This is a genomic window from Roseibium sp., from assembly GCF_051016195.1.
In the GTDB taxonomy this organism is placed as follows: domain Bacteria; phylum Pseudomonadota; class Alphaproteobacteria; order Rhizobiales; family Stappiaceae; genus Roseibium.
Window position 1 is genome coordinate 5,399,110 of sequence record NZ_CP134616.1, and the last position, 18,936, is coordinate 5,418,045.

General features: G+C 58.7%; 18 protein-coding genes. 8 read left to right on the forward strand and 10 right to left on the reverse strand.

Translation table 11 applies throughout. The features are described 5' to 3' along the window. Positions 1–82: 82 nt before the first annotated feature. Together RDA78_RS24580 and RDA78_RS24585 are read right to left on the reverse strand one after the other, a co-directional pair. Positions 83–475, reverse strand: coding sequence for an ArsR/SmtB family transcription factor (locus RDA78_RS24580; RefSeq protein ID WP_434052390.1), 393 nt, complete (start codon positions 473–475; stop codon positions 83–85). Between the two features lie 134 nt (positions 476–609). Next, positions 610–2,352 carry a LysM peptidoglycan-binding domain-containing protein gene (locus RDA78_RS24585; protein ID WP_434052391.1) on the reverse strand — a complete coding sequence of 581 codons (1,743 nt, stop codon included), beginning with the start codon at positions 2,350–2,352 and terminating at the stop codon, positions 610–612. Between the two features lie 189 nt (positions 2,353–2,541). On the opposite strand from RDA78_RS24585, the gene RDA78_RS24590 reads away from it, so the two are divergent. From RDA78_RS24590 to RDA78_RS24600, 3 genes are all read left to right on the forward strand, one after another. After that, on the forward strand, positions 2,542–3,177 hold the full coding sequence (locus RDA78_RS24590) for a TIGR00730 family Rossman fold protein (RefSeq protein WP_434052392.1): 636 nt from the start codon (positions 2,542–2,544) through the stop codon (positions 3,175–3,177). Between the two features lie 149 nt (positions 3,178–3,326). Next, positions 3,327–4,565 carry a GGDEF domain-containing response regulator gene (locus tag RDA78_RS24595; RefSeq protein ID WP_434052393.1) on the forward strand — a complete coding sequence of 413 codons (1,239 nt, stop codon included), beginning with the start codon at positions 3,327–3,329 and terminating at the stop codon, positions 4,563–4,565. A 17-nt stretch (positions 4,566–4,582) separates the two neighbouring features. Then, complete coding sequence (locus RDA78_RS24600) at positions 4,583–4,825, forward strand: hypothetical protein (protein WP_434052394.1); 243 nt, start codon at positions 4,583–4,585, stop codon at positions 4,823–4,825. A 24-nt stretch (positions 4,826–4,849) separates the two neighbouring features. Here RDA78_RS24600 and rarD read toward each other — a convergent pair whose 3' ends face one another. From rarD to cysS, 4 genes are read right to left on the reverse strand one after another with little or no spacing between them, the layout of a single operon-like run. Then, a complete protein-coding gene (gene rarD / locus RDA78_RS24605; protein ID WP_434052395.1) occupies positions 4,850–5,761 on the reverse strand; it encodes an EamA family transporter RarD in 912 nt (303 codons plus the stop codon). 28 nt (positions 5,762–5,789) lie between these two features. Then, complete coding sequence (gene cimA, locus RDA78_RS24610) at positions 5,790–7,385, reverse strand: citramalate synthase (protein WP_434052396.1); 1,596 nt, start codon at positions 7,383–7,385, stop codon at positions 5,790–5,792. Positions 7,386–7,413: 28 nt separating this feature from the next. Next, positions 7,414–7,935: a GFA family protein gene (locus tag RDA78_RS24615; protein WP_434052397.1), complete on the reverse strand. Its 522-nt coding sequence runs from the start codon at positions 7,933–7,935 to the stop codon at positions 7,414–7,416. After that, positions 7,932–9,347, reverse strand: coding sequence for a cysteine--tRNA ligase (gene cysS, locus RDA78_RS24620; RefSeq protein WP_434052398.1), 1,416 nt, complete (start codon positions 9,345–9,347; stop codon positions 7,932–7,934). Before cysS ends, RDA78_RS24615 begins: the two co-directional genes overlap by 4 nt. A gap of 274 nt (positions 9,348–9,621) precedes the next feature. On the opposite strand from cysS, the gene RDA78_RS24625 reads away from it, so the two are divergent. The 3 genes from RDA78_RS24625 to RDA78_RS24635 all read left to right on the forward strand — a co-directional run bounded on the left by RDA78_RS24625 (position 9,622) and on the right by RDA78_RS24635 (position 12,023). Then, on the forward strand, positions 9,622–11,280 hold the full coding sequence (locus tag RDA78_RS24625; protein ID WP_434052399.1) for a L,D-transpeptidase family protein: 1,659 nt from the start codon (positions 9,622–9,624) through the stop codon (positions 11,278–11,280). A gap of 139 nt (positions 11,281–11,419) precedes the next feature. Next, positions 11,420–11,608 (forward strand): sugar transporter, encoded by a 189-nt coding sequence (locus tag RDA78_RS24630; RefSeq protein ID WP_434052400.1) that lies wholly within the window; start codon positions 11,420–11,422, stop codon positions 11,606–11,608. A gap of 73 nt (positions 11,609–11,681) precedes the next feature. Continuing rightward, on the forward strand, positions 11,682–12,023 hold the full coding sequence (locus RDA78_RS24635; protein ID WP_434052401.1) for an ArsR/SmtB family transcription factor: 342 nt from the start codon (positions 11,682–11,684) through the stop codon (positions 12,021–12,023). 41 nt (positions 12,024–12,064) lie between these two features. On the opposite strand, the gene RDA78_RS24640 is transcribed toward RDA78_RS24635, so the two are convergent. Further along, positions 12,065–12,580: a CreA family protein gene (locus tag RDA78_RS24640; protein WP_434052402.1), complete on the reverse strand. Its 516-nt coding sequence runs from the start codon at positions 12,578–12,580 to the stop codon at positions 12,065–12,067. A 152-nt stretch (positions 12,581–12,732) separates the two neighbouring features. Beyond that, positions 12,733–13,965 carry an MBL fold metallo-hydrolase gene (locus RDA78_RS24645; RefSeq protein WP_434052403.1) on the reverse strand — a complete coding sequence of 411 codons (1,233 nt, stop codon included), beginning with the start codon at positions 13,963–13,965 and terminating at the stop codon, positions 12,733–12,735. 370 nt (positions 13,966–14,335) lie between these two features. On the opposite strand from RDA78_RS24645, the gene RDA78_RS24650 reads away from it, so the two are divergent. After that, entirely contained in the window at positions 14,336–14,836 is a 501-nt protein-coding gene (locus RDA78_RS24650; protein ID WP_434052404.1) for a MarR family winged helix-turn-helix transcriptional regulator, read from the forward strand. A 251-nt stretch (positions 14,837–15,087) separates the two neighbouring features. Further along, positions 15,088–16,320: a DUF2865 domain-containing protein gene (locus tag RDA78_RS24655; RefSeq protein ID WP_434052405.1), complete on the forward strand. Its 1,233-nt coding sequence runs from the start codon at positions 15,088–15,090 to the stop codon at positions 16,318–16,320. On the opposite strand, the gene gltX is transcribed toward RDA78_RS24655, so the two are convergent. Further along, on the reverse strand, positions 16,283–17,644 hold the full coding sequence (gene gltX, locus RDA78_RS24660; RefSeq protein ID WP_434052406.1) for a glutamate--tRNA ligase: 1,362 nt from the start codon (positions 17,642–17,644) through the stop codon (positions 16,283–16,285). The genes RDA78_RS24655 and gltX overlap by 38 nt on opposite strands. A 49-nt stretch (positions 17,645–17,693) precedes the next feature. Further along, complete coding sequence (locus tag RDA78_RS24665; protein WP_434052407.1) at positions 17,694–18,914, reverse strand: MFS transporter; 1,221 nt, start codon at positions 18,912–18,914, stop codon at positions 17,694–17,696. Positions 18,915–18,936: the final 22 nt, after the last annotated feature.

An 18,936-nucleotide genomic window follows, 5' to 3' on the forward strand; every position in this document is an offset into this window, starting at 1 on the left:
CGCGTCGGAGGACCCTTGCGGCGAGGTGGCTGATTGATCTGTCAATTTTTTCTCCGGGGCCACGGGACGCGACCCGCTTTCGTTATTCGATCTTCAATTTCGCCGAGTTCTCGGCGCGATCCCCGGGCGTCTTCAGGGCATTCAGTTCTTTCCAGAATTCATCAGAAAAACCCTCTGCCCGACGCAGCATGTCGTGGTTGAGGAAATAGTGGCAATTCCGGCCCCTTGCATCGCAGACCAGAAGCCCTGCATCCTTGAGCACTTGCAGATGCTGCGAGACGGTCGATTGCGCCAATGGGAGGTGATCGACAATTTCACCACAGCAGGCTTCAGCGCGCATGGCCAACTGCTTGATGATAGCAAGTCGTGCCGGGTGTCCGAGTGCGCGGTAAATCGCAGCCAGCTCTTCGCAGTTTGACAAGCATTCCGCGCTGGGACCACAGGATTTTCCTGACGGTTCACCCGTCTCGCTCATCAAACCACTCCCTTTTTCACGAAACCGTATTTCATCGTAGATATGCGATGAATTTGTGAAAAAGCAAGTGGCGCAAGGGAATTTGGCAGGCAACCCGAAGGACCCCGCCACATTTCAACAGGCTGGGTTTTCCGTCAGCCCCTGTTGGAGGAGTCCTGTTCACGATCCGGCCAGTTCACGTCTCCCTCGGGTGTGAGAAAGACCTGGCCCGGATAAATCAAGTCAGGGTCCCTGATCTGGTCCTGGTTCGCCTGGTAGATCGTGGTGTAGCGCACACCATCACCATACAGGCGCCGCGAGATGCGCCAGAGATTGTCACCCTTGCGGATGATGACCACCGGAAGCGACTTCTGGACATCGGCGCCCTGGCTTCCCTGCCCGCTTCCCGATCCTGTGGCGACCACTTTGGTCAGGACGATCTGCTTGTCCTGTTCCTTTTCAAAGGTTACGGCGGCGCGCGCATCGACCGTGTCACCGTCCGGTGCGATCAGGTCCGCGCGAACTTCGACATTTCCTTCCGGGACATTCTTGGTTCCCTGCACCAGCCACCTGCCGCTGGAATTGACCTTGGCTTCACCCTGGTAGTCTTCACCGACATAGACGCGCACCGAAGACCCCGGTTTTCCGGTTCCGGCGACATACACCTTGTCCGGTTCGGATTCGACGGCTTCCACTGTGATGGAGGGTTCGGAATTTGCTGCGGCTTGCTGTTGTTGCTGCGCCGTCGCGCCAATTGCAGCTTGCGTTTCCGGCTGTTGCCGAACGCCGTTGCCGCTGACCTCGCCAGCCGCTGTCTGTGTTCCACCAACCGTGCCCTCAGGCTTTTGGGCGTCAGCACCGGGCTGCACACCCGCGACGGACTGACCGGTCTGGGCAGTACCAGTACCCGCCTGATCCGAGGCCTGTGCGCTGGTATCAGTTGAAGGCGATGCGATTTCATCCCGGGTCAATGCAGCCGTTTCCGTGGTACCGTCCGTTTCCGGTGCACCTGCTGTCGCGGCAGGTGCAGGAACATTCTCAGAGCTTCCAGCGGCTTGCTGTGACTGTGATGCCGTTTCCTGTGCCGGCGACGGCGCGGCGGCTGTTTCCGTCTGCGTAGATTGGCCGGTCGAAGAAGACCCCTCCACAACTGCACCGCCGGCTGCATCGGCCGGCAATGCGGCGACAACTGCTTCGTCCTGTTGTGCTCCTTCGGCGCCTGCTGCGGCTTGTCCGGCATCCTGTTGAGCCGGGAGTTGCGCGATCAACTCATCTGTTTCCGGTTTCTGCAGGACATTTGAGGGGGCATCCGGCGAGTTCAGAACCACGAGCGGCTGCTCTTTGCCGCCTTCGGGGACGGAGACGATCAGACGCTGTTCGGACTCCTCGATCGAGGCGCCCTTCTCGTCGTGCACTTCGAGACCGACATCATAGTTTCCGGGCTTGAGCGGCTCTTCGAGAATAATTGTCCACTCACCCGCCTGGTTGGCAATGCTCTTGCCGACAACTTCGCCATTGGCGGTCAGGGCGACCATTGCACCGGCGTCAGACCGGCCGGCAACCACGGTTTCACCCGTGGGTTCGACACCGACAACATCGAAGCTCGGTCCCTTAACCGGCGGGACCGGAACTGCGTCGGGCTCAGCCTCGGCCTGCTGAGGCTTTGCAGCCGTTTCCTCGGTGCCCGGCACCTTTCCGGCATCGTCCCCGGCCGGCGCAGAGGCCTGCACCTCTTTCTTTTCGGACTTGGCTTCCGTGTTCGTCGGCTTCTGCGCGGTATCAGCAGTTTCCGGCTCCGGCGCGAAGAAGACTTCCTTATAAAAATAGGCGCCAGCGATCGCCGCTATCGCGAGCGGTACCGCAACAACTGCAGTGCGGACCAAATTGTTCTTGTTCATTGTTTTCCCGTCAGAAGGCTTGCGCGCATGCCGCACTGCGTCAAATGCAGATCGTGGTCTGGCGCAGCATCTGCCCCTGTCACATTTAGTTAGCTATCATTCCATAGCCCCCTTTTGAGGGCACGGCAAGAAATCCCGCTTGTTTCCCAAAGGTCTCAAAACAGAATGCTTGACCTTTGGGCGATCTGAATGCCACATCTTTGCGTCATGAATACGGTTTCTCAAAATCAACTTACAAGCGTCTGTGTCTATTGCGGTTCCAGCTTCGGATCGGACCCGGCGCATGAAGCGGCTGCAACACGGCTTGGCCAGATCATCGCCGAAGCGGGACTGCGTCTGGTTTACGGCGGCGGTTCCGTCGGTCTGATGGGAACGGTCGCGAATGCTGCTCTCGAATCGGGGGGAGCGGTGACCGGAATCATCCCGAGGTTCCTGGAAAAGCGCGAAGTCATGCTGGAAACGCTGGAAGACCTCGTCATCACCGAGGACATGCATGAGCGCAAACACCTGATGTTTCAGAAATCCGACGCGTTTATCGCGTTGCCTGGCGGCATCGGCACGCTCGAAGAAGCCGTTGAGATGATGACCTGGGCGCAACTCGGCCAGCACAAGAAGCCGGTCGCCCTGGCAAACATAAATGGTTTCTGGTCGCCCCTGCTGGAACTCCTGGATCACATGCGCGCTCAAGGCTACATCAGGCCGGATACCGAGGTTCCCTACCTGGTTGCAAAGAAAGTCGAGGATATCCTGCCTATGCTGCGGGCATCCGTGGCAGGGCGGGCACCGGAACAGACAGGCGCGGTTGCGCAGGTGTCGGATTTCTGACGAGTGCTGACCATTTGCCTTGCGGGCTTCAGGTCCTCAACGCGCAAACACACGCCGAGCCATATCCATTCACGCCTACCGTACCGGAAGTTGCAGCTCTCCATCCGCAAGAGTAAACTCCTTAAAACCCGCCCGCACCGGACGTTCCCATGCAGACCACCCTCCTCGTTGAAGACGCATCGTTTTTCGAAAAGGCGATCGTCAAGAAATTGCATGACGTCGGTCGGTATCAAATCATGGTTGCGCGCAACTACGCCGAGGCGGAAAGCTGCCTCAATCTTCCCATCGGCGAACCGGACCTTGCGCTTGTCGACCTGACCTTGCCCGATGCGCCGGACGGCGAGATTGTCGACTTGTGTGACAAGTGGAACATCCCGACGATCGTGTTCACGAGCCGGTTCGACCCGAAAATCCGCAAGAAAATGCTGCAGAAGGGCGTCATCGACTACGTTCTGAAAGACTCTCCCGGAAGTCTTGATTACGTCGCAGACCTGATCCGGCGCCTCGCGAAAAACCCCGGTATCGGCATCCTCGTCCTCGACGACGCGACCGTCGAAAGACAATCGATTGCGCAAGTCGTTTCCAAGCACAGGTACAAGGTCTACCAGGCTGCAAGCACGGACGAAGCGCTCAAGTGCCTGAAGGAAAACGACGACATCAAGCTTGTTCTTGCGGACTATTTTCTGCCCGGCAAGGACGGGTTTGCATTTCTAAAAGCGGTCAGGCGCAACCACAGCCGGGAACAGGTCGGCATTATCGGCATGTCGGCCATCACGAATTCCGACAACAGGGTCCGCTTTCTGAAATACGGCGCGGCGGACTTTGTCGACAAGAACTGCTCACCTGAGGAACTCCTGCTGAGAATCTCGCAGAACCTCGCCTATATCTACCGCATCAAGGAGCTGAACAACCTTGCCATGAGGGATGCGCTGACGGGCCTTTACAATCGGCGATTTCTTCTGGAGGATCAGGTGAAAACGATCCAGTCCTGGGTTCCGGACGCGGGGACGAAAAACTGGCTTGTTGTCATGGATCTCGACGCCTTCAAGAGTGTCAACGACAATCACGGACACGATTTCGGCGACGCGGTCCTGAAGAGCTTCGCGCGGCGTCTATCCAGATTCGCCAGCAATGACGATTTTGCCATCCGCCTCGGCGGCGACGAGTTCTGTGTGCTGCTGCGCAACCAGTCGGAACAGGCCGCCAACGACCGCCTGGCAGCCCTTCTGGAGGATGTTCAAACGACGCCGGTCGAGCATAGAGGGCAAAAGCTCAACATCAGAACGAGCATCGGCATGGCCCCGCTGGTCGGTGGCGACCTGTCGGAGAGCCTGAAGGCGGCGGACCTAAATCTTTATTCCGCCAAGCGCGCGGGGCGAAGCATCTAGGGTCAGGACTCATTAATTTGGATGAATTGGTAGGGATGAATTTGTTCGGATACGAGGCGCAAAGCTGCAGGAAACCATCCGGTTTCCAAAGATTTGCAACGACGTTGCCGGGCAAATTTACCCTATCCCTCCAGGACGCAAAAACGGCTTCGATCCGCACCGTCAAACCGCTCAACCGGGCAGGAAGCCCGCTTGTCGCGCTTTTCCTTGCAGCTCATCGCCGTTTGCTGCGCCAATTCAACAAAATTAATGAGTCCTGACCCTGGTGCGTCAGGACCAACTTCTCAGTGCACAGCTCTGTAACGCTTCCAGCTGTCAAACGTGAACACTGCCAACGCTGCCCAGATCATTGCGAAAGTGAGCAGTTTCGCCTGATCGAGCGGCTCGTTCCATACATAAACCGCCATCAGAAAATGAAGAGACGGCGCGAGATACTGCATCAGGCCCAGCATGAACAGTGGAAGCCTGCGCGCGGCCGCTGAGAACAGTGTCAGCGGCAGCGCCGTCACGATGCCGGTACCGATAAGGGCAATCAGGACCGGTACGTCGTGCAGAACCAGTGCATCGGCCCCCTCGCCGAGACTGTAAAGGAGGTAGCCCGCTGCCAGCGGAAACAGCAAAAGGGTCTCAACGAACATTCCCGGCGTCGCCTTGACCGGCGTAACCTTGCGAACATAACCGTATCCGGCGAAGCTGAAGGCCAGGATCAGCGAAACCCAGGGAACACCTCCGGCCAGTACCGCCTGTATCAGAACCGCAACGGCAGCAACACCGACGGCAATTCCCTGCCCTTTCGAGAGCCGTTCGCGCAGCACAACAAGTCCGACCAGAATACTCACCAGCGGGTTGATGAAGTATCCGAGCGAAACGTCGAGGACACGCTCCTGTTCGATGGCCCAGACGAAAACCAGCCAGTTCACCCCGATCAGGGTTGACGATGCCATCAATCGCACAAGAACTGCCGGCTGCCTCAGTGCATCACCGACTTCATGCCAACGCCCGCGCAGATAAAGAAAAAGGCCCACAAACAGGACCGACCACACGATTCGATGCGATACGACGATATCGGCGGGCACGGAATCGGTAAGCTTGTAGTAGGCCGGAAAAAAGCCCCACATGACATAGGCTGCAAGCCCGAAAAGCAGGCCTTGGCGAAACTCCGCCTGTGCCTCGGCTTCAGAGACCGGCTGAGACATGTGGTTTGCCTTTCCCGCGTCCGGAGTATCAGACGCTGTCCGCCTTCAACAAAGCGAATGTGATTGAATCGACCAGTGCCTGGAAGGACGCGTCGACAATGTTTGGAGACACGCCGATCGTAAACCAGCGGCGCTGCGTGCGGGCGTCGTGACTTTCTATCAGTACACGGGTGACCGCGCCCGTGCCACCGTTCAGGATACGCACCTTGTAGTCGACCAGTTCCAGCCCCGCGATCGCCTCCTGATATTTGCCGAGATCCTTGCGCAACGCCATGTCGAGTGCGTTCACCGGGCCATTGCCCTCGGCGACCGACATGCGGGTTTCGCCCTCAATGTCGACCTTGACGACCGCCTCCGAAACGGTGATGAGATCACCGATCGCGTTGAACCGGCGCTCAACCATGACCTTGAACGAGCTGACCTCGAAATAGCGCGGAACTTCTCCGAGTTCGCGCCGCGCCAGCAACTCGAACGATGCATCCGCGGCCTCGTAGGCGTAGCCCTCGGACTCCCTTTCTTTCACCAGAGCAAGCAGCCGGTCGAGTTTCGGATCCGCCTTGTCGACCAAGATGCCGACACGAGACAACTCGCCGAGCAGATTGCTCTTGCCCGCCTGATCGGAAACAAGCACACGCCGCTGGTTTCCGACGACTTCCGGTGCGACATGTTCGTAGGTCTGGGGGTCCTTCAGGATCGCAGAGGCGTGGATCCCCGCCTTGGTGGCAAATGCGGTTTCCCCGACATAAGGCGCTTGCCGGTCGGGCGAACGGTTGAGGATCTCGTCGAACGCATGCGAGACGGAGGTGATGTCCTCGAGTTGTTCGTCGCCGACGCCGATCTCGAACCGTTCCGAGAACGCTTTCTTCAGCTTCAGCGTCGGGATCAGAGTGACCAGATTGGCGTTGCCGCAACGTTCCCCCAGCCCGTTCAGCGTTCCCTGGATCTGGCGCACACCGGCATCGACTGCCGCAAGCGAATTGGCAACCGCCTGCCCTGTGTCGTCATGGGTGTGAATGCCCAGATGCGTTCCGGGAACCACGTCCTGCACCTTGGAAACGATATGGTAGACCTCGTCCGGCAGCGTTCCGCCGTTGGTGTCGCACAGCACGACCCATCGCGCCCCGGCCTGATAGGCCGTTCGGGCGCAATCGAGGGCATAGTCCGGATTTGCCTTGTACCCGTCGAAGAAGTGCTCGCAGTCGATCATGGCCTCCTTGCCGGCAGCCACCGCTGCTTCAACCGTGTCGTGGATCGACTCGAGGTTTTCCTCGTTCGTGCAGCCCAGGGCGATCTCGACGTGATAGTCCCAGGCCTTCGCCACAAAGCAGCAGGCATCCGACTTGCTCGCAAGCACCTGTTGCAATCCCGGATCGTTGGACGCGGACCGGCCGACCCGTTTGGTCATGCCAAAGGCCGTGAAAAGGGCCTTTTGGGTCCGTTTCCGGCTGAAGAACTCCGTGTCGCCGGGATTTGCGCCCGGATACCCGCCTTCGACATAGTCGACCCCGAGACGTTCCAGGAGCTCCGCAATCACGATCTTCTCGTTTACCGAAAAGTCGATCCCGCTGGTTTGGGCGCCGTCGCGCAGCGTCGTGTCAAACAGATAGAGGCGTTCCTTGGTCATGGGTGTTTCCTCGCCGTCATTCGACTGGCTATTTTGTTTTTTCAGGCGAGACCGGCGCGGCGGACTGGATCGCAGGCCAGGTTTCGGTGTCGTGATCGGGATGCTGGTTGGATACAATTGTGTCCAGGAAGACAGCCGTCTCAACGTCTTCCTCGGTCCGGCGCTCGGGAATCGCCGCCATGGCGTCGGTGTAAGGCAGCTTGCCTTCAACGCCGTATTGGATCACCGGAGCGATCCCGTGCGGATTGTCGAAGGCGCCGATCGCAATGCCGACGTCTCCGGGAGCTTCATAGGTCAGCGGCGTCCCACACTCAGGGCAGAAGCCACGGGCCACGTGATTTGAACTTTGGAAGCGCTTCGGCTCTCCCCTCGTCCAGATCAGCGTTGCGGGCGCGCGAATGCCGACGAGCGGCGCGTAAAGGGAGCCGAAGGCCTTCTGGCACATGCGACAATGGCAGATCGACGCGGTCCCCAGTTCGCCCTCGACGCGAAAGCGAACCGCGCCGCACTGGCATCCGCCCGTGTGGACGGTTGCTTCGGTCTCGCTCATCGCTTGACCTCCCAGGACGTTATCCGTTCGCCCGTTGCAGAGTCTTTTGAATCCTTTAGCAGAATTCCCTGAGACATCAGTTCATCGCGAATCCGGTCGGCTTCCGGCCAGTCCTTGGCCTTGAGCGCCTCCAGACGTTTCGTGACCGCGGCTTCGATTGCGGCATCGTCGATACCGCTCATGTCCGCTGCGACCGGACCCAGTGCCATGAGCGCTGCAGACGCGGAATAGACTTCCATCTTGCCACTGTCTCTCGAAGCCTCACCGGCCAACGCGTGAAGCGCCTGGATCGCCGCAGAGGTGTTCAGATCGTCCTTCAGCGCTTCCAGAACCTCGGGCGACGGCTCCGCGTCCGTTTCGACCAAATCCGGCCATTTCGACAACAGGTTTTCCGCCTCCTCAAGCTTGCGGACCGAGAAGTCGATCGGCTCGCGGTAATTCGTCATGAGCATGGCAAGACGCAGGACCTCACCCGGCCACTTCCGGCCGCCGAAATTCTCGGTCTCAAGAAGTTCCTGGATGGTGAAGAAGTTGCCTTCCGACTTGGACATTTTCTTTCCTTCCACCTGAAGGAAACCGTTGTGCATCCAATAGTTGGCCATGGTCTTCGTGTCGTTCGCGCAGCAGGACTGTGCAATCTCGTTCTCGTGGTGCGGAAAGATCAGGTCAAGTCCGCCGCCATGAATGTCGAACACCTTGCCGAGGTGATGCGCGCTCATGACCGAGCACTCGATGTGCCATCCCGGACGGCCGCGCCCCCACGGGCTTTCCCAACCCGGTTCCTCGTCGGACGAAAGCTTCCAGAGCACGAAGTCTCCGGGGTTTTTCTTGTGTGCATCGACCGCAATGCGCGCACCAGCGATCTGCTCGTCCAGCTTGCGTTTGGAGAGGCCGCCGTAATCCGGCATGGATGCGGTGTCGAAGAGCACCTCTCCCTCGGCCTGGTAGGCATGCCCCTTATCGATCAGCAGGCGGATCATTTCGATCATCCCGTCAATGTGCTGGGTCGCCCGCGGCTCATGATCGGGCGGAAGCACATTCAGCGCCTCAATGTCCTTGTGGAACTGATCCGCCGTTCTTTGAGTGACCCGGGCGATCGCATCGTTGAGCGGCAGCTCCGGATGATCCCGCAACGCGCGGGCGTTGATCTTGTCATCCACATCAGTGATGTTGCGTGCATAGGTGACGTGGCCCGGTCCATAGACGTGCCGCAGGAGGCGGTAAAGCACGTCGAACACGATCACGGGGCGCGCGTTTCCGATATGGGCGAAGTCGTAGACTGTGGGGCCGCAGACATATAGGCGCACGTTCTCGTCATCGATGGCCCGGAAATCTTCCTTTTCGCGGGTCAGCGTATTGGTGAACTTCAAGCCTTTGTATATGCTGGATTTTTCAGTCTCAGCGGCGCTCATGTCAAACGGTCTCCTGGCCGGCTGACCGGGCGATCCGTCTCAGGAGATGTTATGCCAAGAGGGAACGGCCACAGCCAGCGGTGTCGCTAGCTGCAAATAATGGTGATCGAAATGATGTTCCGTGTGGCCGTCATCATGGGCGCTTTATGGACCGGAATGCAGCACGCGGTCAAGGCTGCATTTTGACTTGCGCCGCACCTGGAAAAGCGCGGCGTTGGCGCATCCTCCCACATCGACTAGACTTTACCCAAAGGGAATCAGAGGGGGATTTCGCATGCTTGTGCCGCGTTCAAAAAAACTGGCTTCCAACGCTGCCGCATTGGCCGGCGCTTTCGTGTTCGCTGCGTCAATCCTTGATGCAAGCGTCTTTGCACAGTCATCAGAAACGCAAGCCCCCTTGGTCGAAAATGCCGCCCCTGAACCTCAGACCCCGATCGCCATTGCCATAAAGGCGTCCATCTCCGAAGCCGTTCCGGAAGGACTGCGGACCTACTACGATGAACGCGTCTACGCACCCGTGTGGTTCGATCAGAACGGCCTGCGGGAAAACGCGCACCTGGCAATCGCCGCGATGGCCGAAGCCAACGACCACGCGCTCAATCCCAACAACTACAATCCCCTCGGCCTGGCGCAACAGACCGAATCCGCGCAGACCCCGGCGGAATGGGCAGCATTCGACCTGGAGCTCTCCAACCAGTTCCTGCGCTACGCGACACATCTGTCCTCAGGACGGGTGCAACCCAACAAGATCAACAGGGCCCTGAACCTCTTTCCGGACCGGCCGGAGCCGAAGACCCTTTTTGAAAACGCAGAACAATCTGTCGATTTCAGCGCCTTTCTCGACAGTCTCGCGCCGCAATCCGACAATTATGCACGTTTGAAGCGCCGGCTCGCCCAATACAGGCAGAAAGCGGAAACCGGCGGTTTCACCTCCGTGCCGGAGGGTGAAGTGCTCAAGCCCGGCATGACGGACCCGCGCGTCTCTGTCCTGCGCGCACGCCTGATGGAAGAGGATATCCCCGGCGCCGAAGAGCACAGCGGCGATGTCTATGACGGCGCAATCGTCGAAGCGGTGAAGATCTTTCAGGAGCACAACGGTCTGGCAACCGACGGCGTGATCGGCAAAAACACGCTGGCGCGCCTCAACATCCCCCTTCAGGACAAACTCGTCCAGATGGAGCTCAACATGGAGCGCCGGCGCTGGATGCGCGACTACCTGGGCGAGTTCTATGTCTTCGTGAACCTCGCCGATCAGAACCTGAAGGTGGTGCGGGACGGAAAGACGATCCACACAACACGGGTCGTTGTCGGCAAACCCTATCATGCGACCCCCGTCTTTTCCGACCAGTTGGAATATGTCGAGATCAATCCGTTCTGGAACGTGCCCTATTCGATTGCCACGAAGGAATATCTGCCGAAGCTGAAACAGAACCCGTCAGCGCTCAGCCGCCAGAACATCAGAGTGTTTCAGGATGGCAACGAAGTGGCGGCAACGCGTGTCGCCTGGAACAGCTATTCTGGTGGCAATTTTCCCTTCCGGCTGCGCCAGGATCCGGGCGACGGCAACGCTCTCGGGCGCATCAAGTTCATGTTCCCGAACGAGTTCAACATCTACATCCACGACACGCCGTCCAAGTCTCTCTTCTCGCGCGCCGAACGCGCCTACAGTCATGGCTGCATCCGGGCGTCCAACCCGTTTGCGCTTGCGGATGTGCTGCTGGCGGACAACAACTCCACGCCCGGGCATTGGGAAGGCATTCGGGATACGCAGAAACGGACGGTCATCAAGCCAGTCGTTCCCGTCGAGGTCCATCTCACTTACCTGACCGCCTGGATGAACAAGGATGGGTCCACCCACTTCCGCAAAGACATCTATAGCCGCGACGAGGTGCTGCTCAAGGCGCTCCGCAAAGCAATGACGGAGAATCTTTAGCGGTCAAGCAACTGTTATTATTCAGTTTTTGGAAATATTTAGAAAACTGAACGGACGCTGAACGCACCGCTCAGTATCAGTTCAAGCGCCGAACCGTAGTCTCCGGGCAATCGATACAGATTGCCTTCAGGAGACCCCGATGTTGAACCGCGTTTTTGTCCTTCTCTTTCTGGCCCTCGTTCTCGGCGGCCCCTTCGCCGCGCTGATTGCCATTACGGACGGGACCAAGGCTTTTGGCGGCGAGTTGCAGCAAAAAAGCATCTGTCTTGCAACCGGAACCGGATGCGGTGACGGCAACATACTTGTCACCGTAGCGGGCCGGATTTAGGAGAACTTCGACCGCTTGCAGCGGGTCTTACCCAAGACTTGCAGTTTCAACGCGCGTTTGGCAAAGTCAGCAAATGGACTATAAAGCTCTCGAAGACAAGGCAGAATCCGCAGCCGACTTCCTGAAGATGATGGCATCTGCCCCCAGGCTGCTTCTCATGTGCCTCGTACTTGAAGAGGAGCGCTGCGTCAGCGAACTCGCAGAGGCTACCGGCATGAGGATGCCGACCGTTTCACAACAGCTTTCACTCCTGCGCGCTCAAGGGCTGGTCTCGACCCGCCGGGAAGGCACAACGATCTATTACCGGCTCTCGAGCGAGCCCGTCAAAGACGTGATGGCCATGCTCTACAAGCATTTCTGCGCCGATGCCGAGTTACCTGTTGCCAAGCACCTGGAAACTCTCGACGCAGACTAGGCGCCGTACCCCAGTGCACTTTTTCGAGACCCCCGAGCCGTTCAATCCGTCAGGTAATCACCACATTTGGGTGGCGCCTGGTCTCCCCAGGGCATGAGTGGCACGGTCGACGTGGAGTTTTTCGGGCTGCCTTCGATTAGCTTGTCCGAATAAACGAGGTAGACCAGCACGTTCCGCTCCACATCGCAGCCGCGCACGATCTGCATCTTCTTGAAAACCAGCGACCTCCGCTGGCGAAACATTTCCTCACCCTGCTCGAAATTCTCCTTGATGGTGACGGGGCCAACCTGCCGGCAAGCCAGCGAAACGTCGGAGACTTCCTCCGCAACACCCAGCCAACCGGATACACCGCCCTTTTCCGGGACTGTGAAATGGCAGGCGACACCGTCCACAAGGGGATCATCGATGGCGTAGGTTGCCAGTTTGTGATCAGGGGTCAAAAACTTCCAGACGGTCGATTTCTTGAATATCAGGTCCGGCTCATCAGCCGAAAAAGCCGGTGCCGCCAGAAGCATGCCGATAGCGAGCGCGAGAACTCCGGCAAGTGAAAAACGCATCGATTTACCTCCGAATGCAGATCGGACTGACATGTGGTGACGATGCCGGTTCAATCAAGCAAGCCTTCCGTCAGGCCTCTAAACAAAACGCACGCCCCGGGAGGCATGCGTTTCAACGAGTTTGCTTTCGTTACCGACTGGATGCGTCCCGCTTATCGGGCAGCCTCCATAAGGACTTTCGGCTCAGGCGCTTCCTTGACGTCTTCGTCATCGCTCGAACCGCTCTGTGCTTCGTCGTCGCCAAGCCGGACGATGTCCTCCGAGGACAGGTCAAGCGGCTCTTCCTCAATTTGCGCGTCTTCGGCGTCGCGTTCCAGAAGCGACGCGGCGAAATCATTGTCTGAAACAAGCTCGGAGGCTGCCCTGTCGACCGGATTTTCAGGAAGCTCTGACGCCACTTCGCCGTCTTCCTCGACAGCTTGCGGGATCGGTTCGACCCCACTCAGAGCATCCCTCAGATCGGCGCATCGTTCACGCGTCCAGATTTGCGGCTGGTCCAGCCCCAGCGCCTCGTCGTAGGCGCGGGCAACATTGATCGGCAGGTTGAGTTCGAAGTCCGCTTTCGACCCGAACTGTGAACCCAGCGCGTCACTCACTGCTGCAAAAGTGTCTTTAAGCCCGAGATTCTGCTCCACGCATGCCGCAGCAGCGTCCCGCAAGGTTGTGACGAAGTCGCGTGTGTTTTCAATCGCCTGCGCAACAGCCGTTGCGCCGATGGCGGACTTGCCTCTGCCTGGCATGAGCGTTGTGGGACGGAATGCCGCGATCCGGTCAAGCGCTCTGGTCCAGTCGGACAGGTGGGCATCGCCGCAATAGGGAACCGCAGATGTCTGCACGAGGTCCCCGGTGAACATGACCGCACTGCCAGGCACCCAGACCACGAGATCTCCCGTGGTGTGGCCACGCCCCAGATGCATGAGACGGACATCAATGCCACCCAGATCGATCGACATCGACGACGCGATGGTCATGCTCGGAAGACTTACGGTCGTGGATGCCGGCAGCCCGGCAAAGAGATCAGGAACCCGTTCCCGGGCCACCAGGATTTCTTCCGCACCGCGTGTGTCCATCATCCGCTTTGTCAGGTCGGAAGCGACAGTCTCGCCGGCCTCGAATGCGCCCGCCCCTAGCGAAGTGTCCGCGTGGAAGTGCGTCAGAACCACCTGCCTGACAGGCTTGTCCGTCACGGTGCGGATTTTCTCCAGCACCCGCTCGGCCTGTTCCGGTGTTGCCTGGGCATCGACGATCAGGACACCGCGCTCACCGACGATGACCCCCGTGCTGGAGCAACCGTCGGAGCTGTAGGCGTAGCAACCGCGACCCAGTTCCTCGAACCGTTCATTCGCTCCTTTGGATTTTTCGGAGTTTTTCGAATTGTCCGTCATTGCGGCCTCGCTTTCATGCCAGCTGTCTGGTTGACTTCCAGGAATATTCGAACTGCCACACACCACTTCCCTGTTGACTGCAGCGTCTCAGTTTCCATCTCTGATTCGCAATTTTTCACGCCTGCATTCCTTAACTATTCCTTATTTATCAACAGATAGGTCCGCCAATTCGTCCACTCCAAGACTTGGACAGCCGAAGCTCTGTGTAAATTTTGGCTCCAATGTTGAACGATTTTCGAAGCAGCGCTGGTTGTCTTTCACCCGCAGCTTGATCGGTTATACTTGCTAGTGACACAAAGTGGCCGGAACACGGCATGGATTTCTGCCATCGGGATTTGGCGGATGACAGATTGCAGGGCTGGAATACATCATGTCGCGCAAAACAGGTTCCGACACCCGGACGATTTCGAACGGTGCAAGTGACCGGCCGATTCTGAAACTCAGCCGCTTCCTGCCCTATCAGCTCAATCACCTTGCCGAGACCGTCAGCCGCTCCTTTTCGAAAATTTACGCGGAGAAATACGGCATCGGTATTCCGGAGTGGCGCGTGATCGCAACGCTTGGTGAGCACGAAGTCATGACGGCGCGCGATATCAGCACGGCGACGTCGATGCACAAGACCAAGGTCAGTCGAGCCGTTGCAGCGCTGGAAAAGCGCAGTTTTATCGCTCGCGACAAGAATCCGAACGACATGCGCGAGCAAGCGCTGAGACTGGCTCCGGCGGGGATTTCACTTTACGAAGACATCATTCCGAAGGCGCTTGCCTACTCCGAGGACCTTCAAAGCGCGCTGACGAGCGAACAGAAGCAAGTGCTCGCCGACATATTCGATCATCTCCATCGCGCTGTCCGCGAGCGCGACGGTGCCTGAAACCGAACCTGATCTTGTCCGCGCAGCATTAACCTAACGTGAGCGCTTTCATTGCTATTGATGGCAACAAGGATGATACTTCAGTGGGTAATAACGGTTCGGCGTGAAGGCTGAACTGCCGGGGACAAGCGATGCGGCGTCAGAAAAGAGCCAAATCCATTCGACTGGTGCGGGCGGTCTTTATTGCGACAGCGCTGCTGTTGCCATCCCATGCCGTGTACGCAGCGAGTTGCTCTGCCCTGAAGTCAGAATTGCGGAAGCTGGAATCGTCGGGCGGATCCCAGTCAGCCGCCGCACGCAAATGGTCGAAAGCAAAACGGCAGCAGGAAAAGGCGATCGCAGCGGCCTCGCGCGATGCCAGACATTTCGGATGCGCGCAAAACGGCAACGCGAAATGCAGGGACCTCAACAGCAAACTCAAACGTATGAACTCCAATCTGGCCGCGATCGAGCGTCAGCTCAAGCGATCCGGTGGAGGCGCATCGGTCAAGAACACGAAACGGATCCGGCAGGTGCGCGCGGCGCTTGACAGGCAAGACTGCAACGCACCGGCGCGAAACCGGCAGGCGAACGCGCAGTCGAATTCGGACCAGCCGAAGGAGCGATCGTTCTTTTCCCGGCTCTTCAACGCCGGACCGCAGGTGGAGCAAACCGCAGCCCGGACCGGTGACCGCGAGATTGCAACCGTCAGAAGAGAGAGGCGCTCGGATGTCTCGCGCCCGAAACTTCCCTCCGGCGGCGTTTTCAGGACGCTGTGCGTGCGCACCTGCGACGGCTATTTCTTTCCGGTGAGCTTTTCAACTGACAAGAGCCAGTTCGTGAATGATGCCGCCCGTTGCAACGAGATCTGCCCGGCAGCCCCGACCGAACTCTACGTCTACCGGAACCCGGGCGGAGACCAGTCGCAAATGATGTCACTGGCCGGCATTCCTTATGCCGAGCAGCCATTCGCGTTCAGATACAAGTCCGAATTCGTCGAAGGATGCAGCTGCCGGCTGACAGGGAAATCGAAATCGAAATCCGCGTGGTCCGAAGTCAGCGTATCGTCCGGCGGACGCCTGTTCTTTTCCGACATCAGTTCAGGCCTTCCGAACCGTGCAATTCAGCCCAGTCAGGGCAATACGTTCGAAGAGGCGGACAAAGCGCCGGCAATCCTTTCAAGGCTTCCACTGAACTCGTCGCAATTGCCGAGATACGAAGATCCGGGCACGCTGTTCAATCTCGAGAAGGGATTTGACGTGACGAAGGTTGCCGCCTTTCTCTCGACGGAACGCAATTCGTCCGATGCAAGCGGGGCTCAGCCTGTCGCAGTCTCGGATGGTGAATTCCCCCTGCTTTCGCTCCGCAAGCAGAAGGAAGCAGACGAGATCGAAGCCGTTTCGGTTTCGCCTGTCTTCAAATCCGACGATCAGGGCTTTCGTCCAATGCCCGAAACTTCGGCTCCGGTCAGGGTAGTCGGTCCAGACTATTATGTCGCCCAATAAGGGGCAGCAGCATCTTCATGTCAGGACCGTGATCCATACCGGTCAGCGCACGCCGCAAGGGCATGAACAAGCCTCGCCCCTTCCGGCCGGTTTCCGACTTCAAGGCCGCTGTCCACACACCCCAGGTTTCCTCGGAGACGTCACCGTCCGGGAACAGTTCTCTGGCTTGCGCGATGAATTCGCGGTCTTCCTCATCGACACGCGCGGTGACTGGCCCCGTGACGACACTCCAGTAAAGCAATGCGTCGCGGACAATCTCGCAGTTGCCGCGCACCGTTTCCCAGAAACCGGCACCGCCGCCGACATCCATTTCGGACAGGCGCTCCCTGACTGCTTCAAAGGGCAGATCGTGCACCAGCCGTGCATTGAGGCTCTTGAGTTCTTCGGGATCGAATTTTGCCGACGATCTTGAGACGCTGGAAAGATCGAACTTTTCAACGAGCGCGTCCATGTCGGGAAGTGGTTCCACTGCCTGGCTTGTCCCCGTCAGGACCGCCAGTGAAGCGACCGACATCGGTTCCAGCCCGGCCTCTCTCAAGGAGCCGATAGACAGTGCTCCCTTGCGCTTGGAAAGGCCCTCACCGTCGCGCGTTGTCAGCAGGTTGTGATGGCCGAAAGCCGGGGCGCTTGCTCCAAGCGCCTCGAAGATGGCGATCTGGACACCCGTATTGGCGACATGATCCTCACCGCGGATCACGTGCGTCACGCCCATGTCGATGTCATCGACAATCGACGGCAAAGTGTAGAGATATGTGCCGTCCGCACGGATCAGCACCGGATCGGACAGAGATGCCAGATCGACAGACTGACTGCCCCGGCACAGATCATGCCAGGTAACGTCCGTCCGCTTCGTTTCAAAGGGGTCGCCATCGTGGTTGGGCAGAACGAAGCGCCAGTGAGCCTTCCGGCCTTCGGCCTCGAACGCGGCACGCTCTTCCGCGGTCTGTTTCAGCCCGGCGCGGTCATAGACCGGAGGGCGGCCAAGCGCCCGCTGGCGCGAGCGACGCCGGTCAAGCTCATCCGGTGTTTCATAGCAGGGATAAAGAAGTCCGGCGTCCTTCAGTTTTTGCGCTGCGGCGTCATAACTTGGCACCCGTTCGGACTGGCGTTCAATCACGTCCGGTTCAATGCCCAGCCAGCGCAGATCCTTCTCGATAGACTCCGCGTATTCGGCTTTCGAGCGTTCGAGGTCGGTGTCGTCGAAACGCAGGATGAAACGGCCATTCTCCTTCCGGGCAAAGAGCCAGTTGAAGAGCGCAGGACGGCTGTTGCCGATGTGGATGTGGCCGGTCGGTGACGGCGCGAAACGAACAGTGACAGTCATGGCGCCTGAGTTAGCTTCTGAAAGGGAGGACGGCAACCAAAAAGTGCCGTCAGTCCAAACCAGCCTGCCTTGCGCGATAGGCGCGTGCCATCAGGGACAGGATCACGACAAAAACAAGGCAATAAAGACCCATGCCCATGATCTGAACATCCAGAGATACGCCGACATCGATCAGCCAGCCGACCAGAAATGGCCCGGCAGCCGAGGCAAAGACCATGATGGAAAAGGCCATGGCGCGAATCGCACCCATGTTGCGCGTGCCGTAGACTTCCGGCCAGAAGGAGCCGACGAGTGTTCCATTGAAACCGTTGCCGATCCCCACAAGGCCGAGAAAGACAAATGCGGCCACCTGTGCATGCACGTTGGCAAGAACAAAACAGGCGACACACAGCGGCAGGAGCGTATAAGGCAGCAGCTTTCTTGCCGAGTACCTGTCGATCAGTGGACCGATCAGCAGCGAGGCTGCCACGACACCTCCGGCCATGAACAGGAACGCGCTGACAAAAATCTCCAGCGACCAGCCGCGCAACTCCACCAGGTAAACCTGGTGAAACAGGATCGCGGTGCCGATGAAAGCGGGCGCGTTGATGCCGCAGGACACGAGCCAGAACCGGGGATCGCGGAACACTTCGCCGCGCGTCCACTGCCTGCCCTCCACCTTGAGCGAAGCGACTTCCGCCTTTGACGGGATGCGGTCCTTCGCCAGCAACCAGAACAGGACCGGAAGCGCAACACAGACCAGAACAAGCGCGGCGACATACCAGGCACCGCGCCAGCCGATCACACCGCTCAACAGGACAAAGCAGAACGGGAAGATCGCCTCGGCCGTCGGAAAGCCGAGCATCGCAATCGAGACCGCCCGGCCCCGCTGTGCGGAGAACCACCGCCCTGCCGTGGTGACCGAGGTGTGGGTCATCATTCCCTGGCCGCACAGGCGCAAGCCATAAAAGGCCAGTGCCACCATCCAAACGGCGAAGGCGTTCGCCAGGGCAATACAAAACAGGGCGAAACTGACGACCACGACCATCGCGATTTTCTGCGCCGGAAAGTGATCGAGGCTCTTGCCGACGTAAGGCAGCGTAAGCGCGCTACCGAGCGTCGCCAGCATGTAAAGCATGCCCAGGTCGCCGTGGCTAAGACCGAATTCAGCGCGCAGATCTCCCGCGGACAGCGAAATGAAGAACGTCTGGCCAAAACCGGAAAACGTGGCGAGCAAATAACTCGCGGACAGCCAGCGCGCATTGTCGCGCAGGAAAGCAAAATAGGACATATACGCCAAGCCGAGTGCCCGA

Coding starts and splice junctions, on each gene's coding strand:
- RDA78_RS24580 (WP_434052390.1), bottom strand. CDS start 475: ATGAGCGAGACGGGTGAACCGTCAGGAAAATCCTGTGGTCCCAGCGCG.
- RDA78_RS24585 (WP_434052391.1), bottom strand. CDS start 2,352: ATGAACAAGAACAATTTGGTCCGCACTGCAGTTGTTGCGGTACCGCTC.
- RDA78_RS24590 (WP_434052392.1), top strand. CDS start 2,542: ATGCCACATCTTTGCGTCATGAATACGGTTTCTCAAAATCAACTTACA.
- RDA78_RS24595 (WP_434052393.1), top strand. CDS start 3,327: ATGCAGACCACCCTCCTCGTTGAAGACGCATCGTTTTTCGAAAAGGCG.
- rarD (WP_434052395.1), bottom strand. CDS start 5,761: ATGTCTCAGCCGGTCTCTGAAGCCGAGGCACAGGCGGAGTTTCGCCAA.
- cimA (WP_434052396.1), bottom strand. CDS start 7,385: ATGACCAAGGAACGCCTCTATCTGTTTGACACGACGCTGCGCGACGGC.
- RDA78_RS24615 (WP_434052397.1), bottom strand. CDS start 7,935: ATGAGCGAGACCGAAGCAACCGTCCACACGGGCGGATGCCAGTGCGGC.
- cysS (WP_434052398.1), bottom strand. CDS start 9,347: ATGAGCGCCGCTGAGACTGAAAAATCCAGCATATACAAAGGCTTGAAG.
- RDA78_RS24625 (WP_434052399.1), top strand. CDS start 9,622: ATGCTTGTGCCGCGTTCAAAAAAACTGGCTTCCAACGCTGCCGCATTG.
- RDA78_RS24630 (WP_434052400.1), top strand. CDS start 11,420: ATGTTGAACCGCGTTTTTGTCCTTCTCTTTCTGGCCCTCGTTCTCGGC.
- RDA78_RS24635 (WP_434052401.1), top strand. CDS start 11,682: ATGGACTATAAAGCTCTCGAAGACAAGGCAGAATCCGCAGCCGACTTC.
- RDA78_RS24640 (WP_434052402.1), bottom strand. CDS start 12,580: ATGCGTTTTTCACTTGCCGGAGTTCTCGCGCTCGCTATCGGCATGCTT.
- RDA78_RS24645 (WP_434052403.1), bottom strand. CDS start 13,965: ATGACGGACAATTCGAAAAACTCCGAAAAATCCAAAGGAGCGAATGAA.
- RDA78_RS24650 (WP_434052404.1), top strand. CDS start 14,336: ATGTCGCGCAAAACAGGTTCCGACACCCGGACGATTTCGAACGGTGCA.
- gltX (WP_434052406.1), bottom strand. CDS start 17,644: ATGACTGTCACTGTTCGTTTCGCGCCGTCACCGACCGGCCACATCCAC.
- RDA78_RS24665 (WP_434052407.1), bottom strand. CDS start 18,914: ATGTCCTATTTTGCTTTCCTGCGCGACAATGCGCGCTGGCTGTCCGCG.